Consider the following 14,490-nt stretch of genomic DNA (forward strand, 5'->3'; position numbering starts at 1 on the left):
CGGGCACGAGAACCACACCGGGATGGACCACGCGGCCACGGGCCACGGTGGGATGGATCACTCGGCCATGGGTCACGGTGGGATGGATCACTCGGCCATGGGTCACGGTGGGATGGATCACTCGGCCATGGGTCACGGTGGGATGGATCACTCGGCCATGGGCCACGCCGGAATGGATCACTCGGCCATGGGCCACGGCGGAATGGACCACAGCGGCCATGGCGACCACAGCGGAATGGACCACAGCGGCCATGGCGACCACGTCGCCCAGTTCCGCCACCTGTTTTGGGTGATGCTCGTGATCGCGATCCCCGTCGTGGCCTTCAGCAGCATGTTCGCGTCTATCCTCGGGTACTCGCTCCCCGACATCCGCTGGCTCAGCTGGATCTCACCGGTCCTCGGCACCGTGATGTTCGTCTGGGGTGGCAGGCCGTTCCTCACCGGGGCGGTCGCCGAGATCAAGGCCCGCCAGCCGGGCATGATGCTGCTCATCGGCCTTGCCATTTCGGTGGCGTTTGTCGCATCCTGGGGCGCGAGCCTCGGCATCCTCGACCATCAACTGGACTTCTGGTGGGAACTCGCCCTCCTCATCGTGATCATGCTGCTCGGGCACTGGATCGAGATGCGGTCGCTCGCGCAGACGTCGTCGGCGCTCGACTCGCTCGCGGCCCTCATTCCGGACGAAGCCGAGCGCGTCGACGGCACCAGCATCACCGTCGTGCCGCCGGCCGAACTTCGGGTGGGCGACCTCGTCATCGTGCGGCCGGGAGGCCGGGTCCCCGCCGACGGACGCGTGGACGACGGCACCGCCGACGTCGACGAGTCGATGATCACCGGTGAGTCGATGCCGGTCCGGCGGGGGCCGGGCGACCCCGTCGTCGCCGGAACCGTGGCCACCGATTCGGCGCTGAGGGTGCGCGTGACGGCGGTCGGTGAGGATACGGCGCTTGCCGGCATCCGTCGACTGGTGAGCGACGCGCAGAACTCGACCTCCCGGGCGCAACGCCTGGCGGACAAGGCCGCGGGCTGGCTGTTCTGGTACGCGCTCGGTGCTGCCGCGATCACCGCTGTGGCGTGGACTCTCCTCGGCACGCCGGATGAGGCGATCATCCGCACGATCACCGTTCTGGTGATTGCCTGCCCGCATGCGCTCGGCCTGGCGATTCCGCTCGTTGTCTCGATCTCGACCGAACGGGCCGCGCGCGCCGGCGTACTCGTCAAGGATCGGCTCGCGCTCGAGAGCATGCGCACCGTCGATACCGTGTTGTTCGACAAAACCGGGACCCTCACCCGCGGCGAACCTGCCCTGGCTGGCGTCACTCCGGCCGACGGCTGGACCGCAGATGAGGTGCTCTCCCTCGCGGCAGCCGCCGAAGCCGACAGCGAGCATCCGCTGGCGCGCGCCCTCGTCGCGGCGGCGGCGGGTCGCGGGGTGGCGCTCGCGGCGGCATCCGATTTTCGGTCATCGCCCGCGGTGGGCGTTGAGGCGATGGTGGACGGTCGCCGGGTGGAAGTGGGCGGCCCCGGCCTGCTCGAGCGTACGGGCGTTCCGCCGTTGCCCGCCACTTCCGAGTGGAGCGGCCAGGGTGCGACGGTGCTGCACGCTCTGGTCGACGGGCGGGTCGCCGGGGCGTTTGCGTTGCGCGATGAGATCCGGCCTGAATCTCGGGATGCCGTCAGCGCGCTTCACGCCCGCCAGGTCCAGGTGGTGATGATTACCGGTGACGCCGAGGCTGTCGCGCGGTCGGTGGCGGGTGAGCTGGGCATCGATCGTGTCTTCGCCGGCGTTCGCCCGGGGGACAAGGCGGCGAAGGTCGCCGAGTTGCAGGCCGAGGGGCGCAGGGTCGCGATGGTCGGCGACGGCGTGAACGACGCCCCCGCCCTCGCGCAGGCGCATGTGGGGCTCGCGATCGGGGCCGGGACCGACGTCGCCATCGCCTCCGCCGGCGTCATTCTGGCCAGCGATGACCCGCGCGCCGTGCTCTCGGTGATCGAGCTGTCGCGCGCGAGCTACCGCAAGATGCAGCAGAACCTCTGGTGGGCGGCCGGCTACAACCTCGTCTCGGTGCCGCTCGCCGCCGGGGTGCTCGCGCCGGTCGGTTTCGTGCTGCCGATGGCGGTCGGCGCCGTGCTCATGAGCCTGTCGACGGTCATCGTGGCGCTCAACGCCCAGTTGCTGCGGCGGCTCGATCTGCGGCCAGCTGCCGTGGTGTCGTCGGTGCGGGCGGATGCCGTCGCCGCGAGATAAGGCCGGGTTACGGCTGTGGCGGCTTGCCGGGCGACGTGGGCCCGAGTGGGCGCATCGGCGAGAACGGATGCCGTCGCCCGAGATAAGGACATCGGCGCGAGACAAGGATGCCCGGGCCGGTTTTGTCCTTGCCTGGGCGCTTTGTCCTTGTGTCGCGGCGGCCCGGCAGCCTGCCGACCCGCACCGCGGCATCCGCTCGCCCGATGTGCAGGAGATCGCACGTTTATCAGGATCGAATCGCTGGGATCGTCCTGATAAGCGTGCGATCACCTGTTAAACCGTCGCTGCTGTGCTGCCGAGGCGGTGCAGGCCCGCGATAGCGCCCGGTGGCGGATGCTGTTGGCCCGAGATAAGGACATCGGCGCGAGACAAGGATGCCCGGGCCGGTTTTGTCCTTGCCTGGGCGCTTTGTCCTTGTGTCGCGGCGGCCCGGCAGCCTGCCGACCCGTGCCGCGGCATCCGCTGGCCTGATGTGCAGGAGATCGCACGCTTATCAGGATCAAATCGCCGGGATCGTCCTGATAAGCGTGCGATCACCTGTTAATCCGTCGCTGCTGTGCCGCCGCGCCAGACCCGTCGCGCGACAACCACCGCGAGTTGCTGACTTTGCACCGGTTACGGCACCGCAGACCCGTGCAAACCCAGCAACTCGCGACGCGCGCTACGGCGCCTTAAACCCGATCGCCTTGTGTGTCCCGTCGCAGAACGGCTTGATCGCCGACACCCCGCACCGGCACAGCGCGACGGTCTTGCGGGTGCGCTCGATCGGCTGCCCGTCGGGCGTGGTGAGATCCATCTCGCCGCGCACGAGCAGCGGCCCGTTCGGGCAGGCGATGATCTGGGTGGGCTCGGGCTTTCCAGCCATGCTCGTCACGCTGCGGTCCCGGATGTCGTTGCTCGCGGCATCCGCAATGCTGATGCGTCCGCGGTCCATGCGTCGAGCATGACCTGGCCGGCCCAGCCGTCGACGACGAGGCACGCGGCCGCACCGAAGAGGATGTCGGGGAGCAGTGCAGGTTCGTCTTCGGCGAGTGCGCCCGCGAGGTCGCGGCCCGCGATCTGCTCGTGGACGGCATCCGCTTCAACATGCTCGTCGAAGTACCAGCACACGTCGTCGTCGAAACCGTTGCGGCGGAATCCGCGCGCGTACAGCCCGTTCGGGATCGATGAGGTCATCTCAAACGCGGCGAGGTGCCCGGCGATCGCACCGCGAAGGCGCCGGTTGAGCCCGAACATCGACATCATGTTCTGCGACGCCAGTGTCACAGCCGGCACGAAGTTGAGGTACGCGCCGTAGGTGGCGTCGAGGCCGAGCCCGCGCATGGTGCCGGCGAAAATGGCGGCGTGCATGCGGTCGGGGCGACCTCCGCCGTACTCGTCCGCCTGGATCTCCACGAGGGCAGCCTTGGGCCGGCCGGAGAGGCGGGGGATCGCCCAGGAGTGCGGGTCCGCTTCCTTGAGCGTGTAAATGGAGCGGTGGATGAGGAACTCCTCGAGCTGCTCCCGGTTGGCCTTCGACGCGATGAAGCGCGACAGGCTCGGCCCGCCACTCTCGGCACCGGTCAGGGTGAAGAGCGCGTCGGCGACGGCAGCCATGGTGGGCTCGGGCGCGTCCGGCACCGGAATGTCGCGCCGCAGCTGCGCCTCGAACGCGGCCTCGATCACGCGTCGGGCGGCGATGAGGTGCGGATGCCATTCCCATCCGTCGTGCGCACCGGCGAGCGACCCGTAGTGCAGGCCATAAAGAAGGAAGAGCGCGAGTTGGACGTCCTCGTCGTTCACGAGGTCGACGGACGCGGCGACAGCGGCTGCGGCATCCGCGGCGAGGTCGGCGGTGCCGTCGAGGGAGTCGTCACCCGTCGGCGTGGTCAGGACCAGCGCCAGGATGCGACCGCTGAGCGGGCCCCTCGCGATGAGGGTCGGCTGTGCGGGGCTCGCGGTGGCGCTCGTCGCGTTGGTCGCGTTGGTCGGGTCGTTGGGCGTGCTCGAGTCGCTCGGGTAAGAGTTGCTCGATGCCGAGTCCGCGGTGACGTCGTCGGTGCCGGTCTGGGGGTAATCATGGGGGTGCGTCAATGACATAACTCAACTCTGATCAAGCGCGGCCGCACTCGCAACCCACACTGCCCGATGCGCAAACTTAGCGATTTGCTGCTATGTGCGCTGTGCGGTGCTGTGCGGTGCGGCCCGGCGGGCTGGTGTGCTGTGTGGCCCGGTGGGGTGGGTGGTGTGCGGTGCGGCCCGGTGCGGTGACGTGCTGTGCGGCCCGGTGCGGCGACGGTGACTCGACCGGTTTGCAGGAGATCGCAGGTTTAGCAGGCCCGGGTTGGCGATCTCGTCCTGTAAATCGTGCGATCTCCTGCGCATCGCGGCGAGCGGATGCCCGCGACCGGCAGCATCCGTCCCGCGGAATATGACGGCGTGAGACACGCAACCGGACACGCGGGAGGAGGTCGTTCTAGGGTGAAAGCAGATCCCGACGATGACAAGGACGTGCACCATGACAGGCATCCCCACTGTGGAGCTCGGCGACGGTCTCGCCACCTCGGCGCAGGGCCTCGGGGGCATGGCCCTTACCGACGTTTATGGTGCCGCCGACCCCGAGGCATCCGTTGCCACGATCAACCACGCGATCGACATCGGCGTGACCTTTCTCGATACCGCGAACGTGTACGGGCAGGGCGCCAACGAGGAGCTCTTCGCCCGCGTGCTCAGGCACCGCCGCGCGGAGGTCGTGCTCGCGACCAAGTTCGGCATCCTGCCGACGCCGGACGACGGCGGGTTCCGGGCGAGGGGCGACGCTGCCTACGTGCACGAGTCGATCGACGCGAGCCTGAAACGGCTCGGCACCGACAGCGTTGACCTCTACTACTACCACCGCGTCGACTCACGGGTGCCCATCGAGGAGACTGTTGGCGCGCTCGCCGAGCTGGTCACCGCGGGCAAGGTGCGGCATATCGGCCTCTCGGAGGTCACCGCCCTCGAACTCGAGCGCGCCCACGCGGTGCACCCGATCGCCGCTGTGCAGAGTGAGTGGTCGCTCTGGAGCCGCGACGTCGAGGACTACGTCATCCCCACGGCGGCACGGCTCGGCATCGGGTTCGTCGCCTACTCTCCGCTCGGTCGCGGATTCCTCACCGGCGGGGTGACGGATGCCACGGCGCTGGGTGAGAAGGACGCCCGCCGCAACTTCCCCCGCTTCAACGACGAGAACTTCGCTGCCAACGTCGCAGCGGTCGAGGTTGTGCGGCAGGTGGCGGCGGCCGAGGAGTTGACTCCAGCGCAGGTCGCGCTCGCCTGGGTCTACGCCTCGGGCCGGCGGCTCGGCGTCCCCGTGGTGCCGATCCCTGGCACCCGCAAAGCGCACCGGGTCGACGAGAACGCTGCGGCTGTCGACGCGACGCTCAGCGACGAAAGCCTCGCCCGTCTCGACGGCATCTACGCCGGCATCGAGGGCGAACGGGCCAGCGATCCGCTCTACATCTCGCGCGGCAGAGAGCAACGGGAGCATGAGCACGAGCACGAGCACGAGCACGAGCACGAGCACGAGCACGACCAGACGAACGGGCACCCGCACGCGGCGGGCCACGAACCCGACCACAGCGCACCGGAAAAAGAAGGACCCCGATGACCGAGCCCAAGAAACTCATCGTCAACCTCTTCGAGATGAACTGTGTCAGCCACATCTCGCACGGATTGTGGGTGCTGCCGGGCAACAACCGGCACCGGTTCAACGACATCGACTACTGGACCGAACTCGCCCAGCTCCTCGAGGCCGGTGGCTTCGACGGCATCTTCCTCGCCGATGTGGTCGGTGCGTACGACGTGTTCCGCGACGGTCCGGAGACGGCGTTGCGCGAGGGCGTGCAGATCCCGAACAACGATCCGCTGCTGGTGATCCCGGCGATGGCCGCCGTCACCAAACACCTGGGCTTCGGCGTCACGTTCTCGACCACTTACGAGCCACCGTTCGCCTTCGCGCGCCGGATGAGCACGCTCGACCACCTCACCAAGGGCCGCATCGGCTGGAACGTCGTCACCTCGTACCTGCCCAACGCCGCGCGCAACTTCGGCCTGGACGGTGAGATGCCCAAAGCGACCCGGTACGAGCGCGCCGACGAGTACCTCGATGTGCTCTACAAACTGTGGGAGGGCTCCTGGGATGACGACGCGGTGCTCAACGACCGCGACAACCGGGTCTACACCGACCCGGACAAGGTCCGCTACATCAACCACGAGGGTGAGCACTTCAAGGTCGCCGGGCCGCACCTGAGCGAGCCGTCGCTGCAGCGCACCCCGGTCATCTACCAGGCCACCGGCTCGCCCGAGGGCATCGAGTTCGCCGGGCGTCACGCCGAGGTGGTGTTCACCGGCGGTCGCACCGTCGAGGACTTCCAGAAGAACGCGAACGAGATGCGGGATGCCGCGGTCCGGCAGGGGCGCGACGGTGACGACATCCGTTTCATCGTCCAGGCGGGCGTTGTGGTCGGTCGCACCGACGAGGAGGTCGCGGCGAAACTGCAGAGCTACCGCGAGAATACGAGCGTCGACGGCATCCTCGCGCATGGCAGCTTGCCGTTCGACCTGACAGCGTACCCGTCAGACGCGACCATCGCCACGGTGATCGACGACGTCGGACCGCACCCGATGCTCTCGAGCATGGGCGCAGAGACCACCGTCGAGGACGCCCTCGCGCGCATCACCGCGGGCAGGGAGGGGCGCTTCTTCGTGGCGGGGACGCCGCTCGAGGTCGCCGACCAGATTGAGAGCTGGCTCGACGATGACGGCATCGACGGCATCAACCTGCGCCAGTACCACTCGTTCGAGACGGCGCGTGATTTCATCGAGCTCGTCGTTCCCGAGCTGCGCAAGCGCGGGCGGATGCGCGAGAGTTACCCCGAGGGTGAGACCCTCCGCGAGCGGCTGTTCGGCGAGGGCAACGCCCGCCTGCCCGAGCGCCACGTCGCGGCGCGGTACCGCGGGGGAGCGAACCTCGATGTGCCGGTGGAGCCGATCCGCTACCACTGACGCGAGGGCATCCGGATGCCGCGGCGTCGGCACAAGGACAAAGCGCCGAGATAAGGATGGGATAGGGCGAGCCGTCCTTGCCTCCGCGCTATTTCCTTATCTCGGCTCGCTCGAGTTGTTTACCGCGCTCGAGCGGGACGCGAGCGGGCAGAGCGCCTGGCGCAGCGGCATCCGCCCGCCGGGTTTGCAGGTGATCGCACGCTTATCACGACACAATCGCTGGGATCGTCCTGATAAGCGTGCGATGTCCTGTTTTGCGGGCGGCGCGAGAGCGGCGGAGTGCAACGGCGAGCGGCGGCGGGCGACGCGAGACTCGCGGCCGGCGACGCTGGAGCGGCGGCGGGCAACGGCGAACCAGCGAACGGATGCCGTGGCGTCGGCACAAGGAGAAAGCGCCGAGATAAGGATGGGATGAGGCCATCCGTCCTTGCCTCGGCGTTATTTCCTTAGCTCGGCGCCACCGCAGCCTCGCGCAGTTCCTTCCACGCGGCGTTGGGCGCCCGATCGTTGAGGAAGAACTCGCCGACCGTGCGCTTCTTGTAGATCACCGGGTTGTGTGACGACACCGTGCGGGCGTTCCGCCAGTGCCGGTCGAGCCTGCGCTCCGACGACGCAGCGGATGCCCCACCCACCTCAAAAAGTCGGGTGGCGGCAGCGAGCACAACGTCCACGATCGCGACCTGGGCCGAGTACACGGCGATCTCGGCCGCCGTGACCGCGGCGTCGTCGAGCGTGCCGTCCGTGTTCGTGCGGTACGCGGCATCCACCGCAGCGGCGGCACGAGCCACGAGCGCATCGGCCGTGAACGACGCAGCCGCCACCTCACCGACGACACTCTGCACGAGCGGATCCTCGCGCGGCAACGGGTTACTCGCCGTGATGAACGTGCGCGTGCGCGGGCGGACGTACTCCACGGTGTCAGCGAGGACCGCCTTGCCGATACCCGCGAGGGTAGCAACGAGCACCAGCTGGAAGAACGCCGTCACGTGGTTGATCCGGCCGTCGGTGTAGCGGGTGATGTCCTCGGCGGCGACCTCCGCGTGGTCGAAGATCGTAGTGCCACTCCCGGTCAGCCGCTGGCCGAAACCGTCCCAGTCATCCAGGCGCTCGACGCCGGGGTCGTCGGTCCGCACCACGTACGAGACCCGCCCGCCGGCGGCATCCCGCGCGCTCCCACTCACCCAGTCGGCGAAGATCGTGCCTGTGCTGTAGTACTTGCGCCCCGTGACGAAGAACCTGCCGTTCTCCTCCGAGACCACCGTGCTGACCTCGGCGAGCGACGCACCGGTCAGCTCGCTCGAGGCGTTGCCGACGAGGTCACCCGCGGCGACCCGCCGCAGCCACTTCTCCCGCACCTCGGCATCCGGGTGAACGAGTCGCGTCTCGACGAACGCGAAGTGCCCACGCAGCAGCTGCGGGAGGTTCGAGTCAGCGGAGCCAAGCTCGCTCAACAGGCGCGCGAGCTGGCCGACCGTCGCGCCGAAACCGCCGTACTCCCGCGGCACCCGCACCGCACCGAAGCGCTCGGCCTTGAGCCAGGCGACCGCCTCAAACGGAAGCGCCCGCTCGGCCTCCCGCTCGACGGCTCCCTCCCGAATGCGCTCGAAGACCGGCGCGAACAGGCCGCTGAGCTCGTCATCGCTGAGTGCCGGGGTCGTGGTGTCCAGAAGGGCGGTCATCGTCATCTGCTTTCGTTGCGGTTCAGTAAGTGGGGGTGCGGATGCCGTCAGCCGCGTGCGGAATCAAAGTGGGGCAAGGCATCGAGCAGGCCCCTGGTGTACCCGTGTGCCGGCCGGCTGAAGACATCGTCGACGGCGCCCGCCTCGACGATGCGCCCGTCTTTCATGACGAGGACCTCATCACTGACGTGGAAGATCACCCCGAGGTCGTGTGAAATGAAGAGATAGGTCAGGTCGAGTTCGTCCTGCAGGTCGGCGAGCAGGTCGAGGACCTGCGCCTGCACGGACACGTCGAGCGCTGAGACCGGCTCGTCGAGGACGAGCAGTGCTGGGTTCGCGGCCAGAGCCCGTGCGATCGCCACCCGCTGGCGTTGGCCGCCGGAGAGTTCGATCGGCCGCCGGTCGAGGTGCGCCGCCCCGAGCCTGACGAGCCCGAGCAGTTCGGTCACCCGCGCCGACCGCTCGACGCGTGACGTCCGTCCGCTGGCCGACACCGCCTCGCCGATGATGCGCGACACCGTGTACCGCGGGTCGAACGAACTCAGCGGGTCCTGGTAGACCACCTGGACCTGCCGACGCAGCCGCGTGCGCTCCGCCGGCGTCGCCGATGCCCACGACACTGAGTCGATCGACACCGAACCCGAGTCCGGGGTCTCGAGGTTCGCGAGGATCCGCGCCGTCGTGGTCTTGCCCGACCCCGATTCGCCGACGATCCCCAGTGTGGTTCCCCGACGGATGCTGAATGACACGTCTTCGACGACGGTCCGGCGTGTGCGATCGTGGCCGGGGAAGCTTTTCGTGACGCGCTCCACGACGACGAGAGGGACGGCGTCACGGTCCCGTTTCGGCCTGGTGTGGGTGGCTGTGGGGTGCGGGCCGGTCGCGACGGTACCAGGCTTTGCGCTCGCCGAGCTGGCCGCGCCCGTCGCGCCCGGGTTCGCGCCCTCCGCGCCAGCTGCTCCTGTGCCGCCCGCGACCGGCGCCGACAGCCGCCTGCGCCGCGAACTCGGGGAGGGTACTGCCGCGATGAGGGTCTTCGTGTAGCTGTGTTGCGGGTCGAAGAGCACGGCATCCGTTGTGCCCTCTTCCACAATCTCGCCGTGCTGCATGACGGCGATGCGGTCGGCGATCCGCGCGACGACGGACAGGTCGTGGCTGACCACGAGCATGCCCGTTGACGAGCCCTTGAGCGTCTCGAGCAGTCGGATGATCTGCGCCGCGATCGAGGCGTCGAGTGCGGTTGTCGGTTCGTCAGCGATGAGGAACTCAGGGTCGGCAGCGATCGCCGACGCGATGAGGGCGCGCTGGCGGAGGCCTCCCGACAGCTGGGACGGCAACTGGGTGTACCGCAGTTCCGGTTCGGGCACGCCGACGCGACCGAGAAGATCGAGCACCTTCGCGGTGCGCTCACGGCGTGACAGTGAGGTGTGCAGTTTGAGTGGCTCAGCGATTTCAGCGCCGACCGTGCGGAGGACATCGAGCGAGGAGAGGGCATCCTGAAGCACGAAACCGATCCGGTCGCCGCGGGTGGAGCGCCACTGCCGGTCAGGCCAGCTGCGTGTGTCTGCGCCGTCGAAGCTGAGCCGGTCGGCGCGAACCGTCGAGCCCAGCCCGGCGAGGCCGACCAGGCTGCGGGCGGTGACCGACTTGCCCGACCCGGACTCGCCGACGAGTGCGAGGCACTGGCCCCTGTCGATGCGGAACGACACGTCGCGCACCACCGTCGTGGCGTCATGGCCCGCGCCGAAGCCAACCGTGAGGCCCTGGACATCCACGAGTGCGCGGGCAGCGGCATCCACGGCGGAGTCGACGGGGGAGGCACCGGCGGAGGCCACGGCGGAGTCGACCCGAGCCTCGGCACGGGTGTCGCGCGCGCTCACCGGGCTACCCGCCCTTCGGAACGGCGGCGGAGGTCACGGCCCACCGCAGTGATCGCGAGCACCGTCGCGACGAGTAATGCCGACGGCACGAGGATCAGCCAGGGCGCATTGGAGATGAAGTTGCGTCCGACCGAGAGCATCGCGCCCCACTCGGGAGCGGGCGGCGGCGTGCCGAGGCCGAGGAAGCTCAGCGATGCGCCGGCACCGATCGCCCCGCCGACACCGATCGTGGCGAGCACGAGAACCGGCTTGATGGCGTTCGGCAGCACGTGGGTGAGAATCACCCGCAGCCGCGAGAAACCGAGGGTGGTGGCCGCCTCGACGTACGCGGATTGCCGCACGATGTGCGTTTGCGCGCGCACGAGCCTCGCGTAGTAGGCGATGCCAGCCGCGCCTATCGCGAGAATGGCGTTGAGGGTTCCACCGCCGATGAGCGCGATCACGACGAGCGCGAGGAGGAGCTCGGGAACCGCGAGCGTCACGTCGAGGAACCTCATGACGGCGCTCTCCACGAACCGGTTGCTCAGCCCGGCAAACAGTCCGATGATCGTGCCGAACACCACGCCGATCGCCGTTGCCGCGAGCCCGATGAGAAGCGACGTGCCCGCTCCGTGAACGACGCGGCTGTAGACATCCGCCCCCGACTCGTCGGTTCCGAAGATGTGGCCGGGTCCAGGGGGAGTGAAGCTGTCCGCCGGAGACACCTCGAGGGGGTCGACGGATGTCAGCAGTTGCGGAGCGAGGGCGGCGACCGTCACCCAGGCGAGAAAGAGCACGGCGAGTGTGAGGCCCGGGCGGAATCGCCGCCGCCGTCGTGCGCCACGAACCGGACTGACCGGTGCCGGTGCGATCGTGGGGACGACGAGCCCGTCGTCGATGGTGGTGCGGGATGCCTGGTGCGAAATGTCAACGGTCACGATGTGACTACTCTCGGATCGACGAGCGTGTACAGGATGTCGACGACGAGGTTGACGACGACGTAGACGGCGGCTGAGATCAGGACGATCCCCATGACCACCGGAAGGTCCTTGTTGTAGACCGAGCTGAGCATGAGCCCGCCGACTCCCTGCCTTGAGAACAGCGTCTCCACGATCACCGACCCGCCGAGGAGGGTCGCGACGACGAAACCGGACATGGTGATCGTCGGGAGAGCGGCGTGCCGGAGGGCGTGGATGATCCGCACCGGGGTGTCCCGCATCCCGCGGGCACGGGCCGTGAGGATGAACGGCTGTTCGAGCACGTCCTCCAGTTCGTTGCGCAGCACCTGGGAGAGCGAACCGACGAGCGACAGCGCGAGGGTGAACGCGGGCAGGATGAGCGGAACCAGTCCGTCCCCGCCACCGGCCGGGACGAGCCGCAGCGTGAACGAGAACACGATGAGCAGCCCGAAGCCGATGATGAAGCTCGGAGTCGCGGCGAGCACGACCTCGATGCCCGAGATGATCGACCGCAACCACGGTGTGCGCTGGGCGGTGAGCACCGCGATCGCGACGGTCAGGACGAGGGCGAGGACGGCGGCGGTTCCGGCGAGGACAGCGGTTGGGCCGACCTGTTGGCCGATGGCATCCGTTACCGGCATTCTCAGCCGGTATGACTCACCGAGGTCGCCCTGTAGGAGTTGGGTGAAGTAGTGCAGGTACTGCACCAGGAACGGCTGGTCGAGGAGATAGTCGGCGCGAACCTGGGCGAGAGCCTCGGCGGAGGGACGAGCGTCCGCTCCGCCGAGGATGATCAGGGCCGTGTCGCCCGGGGTGACGTACAGCGCGAGGAACGTGAGCGTCGCAGCTCCCCAGAGCACGAAGACGCCGAGGAGAAGGCGCGTCGAGATGCGGCGGAGGATGGTCATTGCTCGAGCCAGGCTTTCGTGAAGACGGGCACCGGGTGTGAGGTGTCTGTCGTGATGCCCTTCAGCCCGTTCTTCGAGTACGCCCACTGGCTGTGGTTCTCGTAGAGCGGCAGGCCGGGCACCAGCTTGAGCAGGCGGTGCTGCACGAGCGAGTAGGCCTCGCGCGCCTCATCGCCGTCGGGAGCCTGGCGGGTAGTGGTGAGCAGCTCATCGAGCTCAGGGTCGGACAGGTATGACGCGTTCTGGCCGATACGCTCGCCGGTGATCTCGCTGGAGTCGTAACGGATGAACAGGACGTCCGGCGTGTTCGTGTGCCACACCCCGGCGAAGCCGTCGTAGTCGCCGGCGTACCGGATCTCGGTGAGCTGCGCCTGCGGGTACTGGTCGATCTGTAGCTCAATGCCCACCTTCTTGACCTCGCCCTGAAGCTGCACCAGGAGGGCACTCGGTGTCGCACTCTCCACGGTGGGCACCACCACGGTCAGCCGTGTGCCGTCCTTCGTGCGGTAGCCGTCGCTGTCGCGCGTCGCCCAGCCGGCCTCGTCGAGCAGGTCGTTGGCCCGGTCCGGGTCGTAGGTGAGCACGCCCTCGGTCGACTTGTCGTAGTACGGCGTCTCGGAGGAGAGGTAATTGTCCTTGACCTTGAAGGTGTTGAAGCCGACGCTGTCGGTGACGGCTTCGCGGTCCACAGCGGCGACGAAAGCCTCACGGACGCGGATGTCGTCGAACGGCGCCCGCGAGAGGTTGAAGTGCAGCACGTTGGGGCTGCCGGCCCGCACGAGGTTCTCGTACACGAACGAGTCGTTGGCCTGGATGGCCTCCGCGTTCTGGGGCGGGAGGTTCTCGGTGATGTCGTACTGGCCGGAGACGAGCGTCTCGTAGCGGATGACAGCCTCGGGCACCACGGTGATCTCGATGCCGTCGAGGTGCGCCTCGCCGTCGTAGTCGAGCCACTCCGGTCCCCAGTTGTAGCCCTCTCGCTTGACGTAGCTGATGCTCTGTCCCACCTTGTAGTCCTCGACCACGAACGGTCCTGAGCCGATGGGGTTCTGGCACAGCGTCTCGGGGGACTCGGTGATCGCCTTGCCCGAGGTCATGGCCAGCCAGGACTGGGCCAGCCCGTAGAGGAACGGGGTGTACGCGTAAGCGAGGTGCGCCTCGAAGGTGTACTCGTCGACGACGGTGCCGTCGACGTACGGCGCGATGTACGCGGCGGCGAGCGGCGACTTCGTGGCTGGGTCCCTCATGTGCTCGAGGTTCTGCCCGAGCACCTCGGCGTTCCACGGTGAGCCGTCGCTGAACGTCACGCCCTCCTGGAGGTGGAAGGTGTACGTCTTTCCGTCATCCGAGATCTCCCAGCTCTCCGCGAGGTACGGCGCGATGTTGCCGTCGGCGTCGAGCGTGACGAGGTTGTCGTAGATGATTCGCCCGAGCAGCTGGTGCTGCGTCGCTGAGATCGAGTGGGCGTCGAGGCAGCCGGGTTCGGCCGAGATGGACAGTGCGAGGGTGCCGCCCTCGACCGGTTCACCGGTGCTCGGGGTGTCGCCGGCTCCGGAGCCCGATGCGCAGCCCGTGAGCAGCAGCGTTGCGCCCATGACGACTGCGAGGCCTGAAACGAGGGCGGACCGTGCGCGTCGTGAAGTCATGGGTTCTTCTCCAGGGTCGGCGCCCCAGCGGAAAGCTCAGGCGAGTACCCCAAGAATGACGAGGTTCCCTCACCCGTCCAACTCACGGTTACGACATGTTGGCTCCCGTTACGTACTGTTGTGCAGCGTTACGATTTCGCGCCGTTCTTCCCACTCCGGGTCGTCA

At 68.2% G+C, this 14,490-nt stretch carries 10 protein-coding genes; 3 read left to right on the forward strand and 7 right to left on the reverse strand.

Annotated elements, in window-relative coordinates; translation table 11 throughout:
* Positions 1 to 22: 22 nt before the first annotated feature.
* The gene (locus tag AC1X6S_RS09150) at positions 23 to 2,248 is read left to right on the forward strand and encodes a heavy metal translocating P-type ATPase (RefSeq protein ID WP_483405439.1); all 2,226 of its coding nucleotides are present in this window, start codon (positions 23 to 25) and stop codon (positions 2,246 to 2,248) included.
* Positions 2,249 to 2,909: 661 nt separating this feature from the next.
* Here AC1X6S_RS09150 and AC1X6S_RS09155 read toward each other — a convergent pair.
* Both AC1X6S_RS09155 and AC1X6S_RS09160 read right to left on the reverse strand, forming a co-directional pair.
* Entirely contained in the window at positions 2,910 to 3,182 is a 273-nt protein-coding gene (locus tag AC1X6S_RS09155; protein WP_483405440.1) for a CDGSH iron-sulfur domain-containing protein, read from the reverse strand.
* A complete protein-coding gene (locus AC1X6S_RS09160) occupies positions 3,119 to 4,327 on the reverse strand; it encodes an iron-containing redox enzyme family protein (RefSeq protein WP_483405441.1) in 1,209 nt (402 codons plus the stop codon). The genes AC1X6S_RS09155 and AC1X6S_RS09160 overlap by 64 nt, the downstream gene beginning before the upstream one ends.
* A gap of 418 nt (positions 4,328 to 4,745) precedes the next feature.
* Between AC1X6S_RS09160 and AC1X6S_RS09165 the strand changes: the two genes are divergently transcribed.
* Together AC1X6S_RS09165 and AC1X6S_RS09170 are read left to right on the forward strand one after the other, a co-directional pair.
* Positions 4,746 to 5,876, forward strand: a complete 1,131-nt coding sequence (locus tag AC1X6S_RS09165) for an aldo/keto reductase (RefSeq protein ID WP_483405442.1) — start codon at positions 4,746 to 4,748, stop codon at positions 5,874 to 5,876.
* Positions 5,873 to 7,273: an LLM class flavin-dependent oxidoreductase gene (locus AC1X6S_RS09170; protein ID WP_483405443.1), complete on the forward strand. Its 1,401-nt coding sequence runs from the start codon at positions 5,873 to 5,875 to the stop codon at positions 7,271 to 7,273. Before AC1X6S_RS09165 ends, AC1X6S_RS09170 begins: the two co-directional genes overlap by 4 nt.
* 446 nt (positions 7,274 to 7,719) lie before the next feature.
* Here AC1X6S_RS09170 and AC1X6S_RS09175 read toward each other — a convergent pair whose 3' ends face one another.
* Genes AC1X6S_RS09175 through AC1X6S_RS09195 form a run of 5 tightly spaced genes read right to left on the reverse strand, consistent with a single transcriptional unit; the run spans position 7,720 to position 14,324 of the window.
* Positions 7,720 to 8,952: an acyl-CoA dehydrogenase family protein gene (locus AC1X6S_RS09175; RefSeq protein WP_483405444.1), complete on the reverse strand. Its 1,233-nt coding sequence runs from the start codon at positions 8,950 to 8,952 to the stop codon at positions 7,720 to 7,722.
* A gap of 47 nt (positions 8,953 to 8,999) precedes the next feature.
* Positions 9,000 to 10,832, reverse strand: coding sequence for a dipeptide ABC transporter ATP-binding protein (locus AC1X6S_RS09180; RefSeq protein ID WP_483405445.1), 1,833 nt, complete (start codon positions 10,830 to 10,832; stop codon positions 9,000 to 9,002).
* Positions 10,829 to 11,749: an ABC transporter permease gene (locus AC1X6S_RS09185; protein WP_483405446.1), complete on the reverse strand. Its 921-nt coding sequence runs from the start codon at positions 11,747 to 11,749 to the stop codon at positions 10,829 to 10,831. Before AC1X6S_RS09185 ends, AC1X6S_RS09180 begins: the two co-directional genes overlap by 4 nt.
* Positions 11,746 to 12,678 carry an ABC transporter permease gene (locus AC1X6S_RS09190; RefSeq protein ID WP_483405447.1) on the reverse strand — a complete coding sequence of 311 codons (933 nt, stop codon included), beginning with the start codon at positions 12,676 to 12,678 and terminating at the stop codon, positions 11,746 to 11,748. The genes AC1X6S_RS09185 and AC1X6S_RS09190 overlap by 4 nt, the downstream gene beginning before the upstream one ends.
* Positions 12,675 to 14,324: an ABC transporter substrate-binding protein gene (locus AC1X6S_RS09195; RefSeq protein ID WP_483405448.1), complete on the reverse strand. Its 1,650-nt coding sequence runs from the start codon at positions 14,322 to 14,324 to the stop codon at positions 12,675 to 12,677. The genes AC1X6S_RS09190 and AC1X6S_RS09195 overlap by 4 nt, the downstream gene beginning before the upstream one ends.
* Between the last annotated feature and the right edge of the window lie 166 nt (positions 14,325 to 14,490).

The sequence above is a fragment of the Mycetocola sp. Y442 genome (assembly GCF_056898615.1).

Excerpts from the sequence above, each read along its gene's own strand:
- AC1X6S_RS09150 (WP_483405439.1), top strand. The coding sequence starts at position 23 with ATGGACCACGCGGCCACGGGCCACGGTGGGATGGATCACTCGGCCATG.
- AC1X6S_RS09155 (WP_483405440.1), bottom strand. The coding sequence starts at position 3,182 with ATGGACCGCGGACGCATCAGCATTGCGGATGCCGCGAGCAACGACATC.
- AC1X6S_RS09160 (WP_483405441.1), bottom strand. The coding sequence starts at position 4,327 with ATGTCATTGACGCACCCCCATGATTACCCCCAGACCGGCACCGACGAC.
- AC1X6S_RS09165 (WP_483405442.1), top strand. The coding sequence starts at position 4,746 with ATGACAGGCATCCCCACTGTGGAGCTCGGCGACGGTCTCGCCACCTCG.
- AC1X6S_RS09170 (WP_483405443.1), top strand. The coding sequence starts at position 5,873 with ATGACCGAGCCCAAGAAACTCATCGTCAACCTCTTCGAGATGAACTGT.
- AC1X6S_RS09175 (WP_483405444.1), bottom strand. The coding sequence starts at position 8,952 with ATGACCGCCCTTCTGGACACCACGACCCCGGCACTCAGCGATGACGAG.
- AC1X6S_RS09190 (WP_483405447.1), bottom strand. The coding sequence starts at position 12,678 with ATGACCATCCTCCGCCGCATCTCGACGCGCCTTCTCCTCGGCGTCTTC.
- AC1X6S_RS09195 (WP_483405448.1), bottom strand. The coding sequence starts at position 14,324 with ATGACTTCACGACGCGCACGGTCCGCCCTCGTTTCAGGCCTCGCAGTC.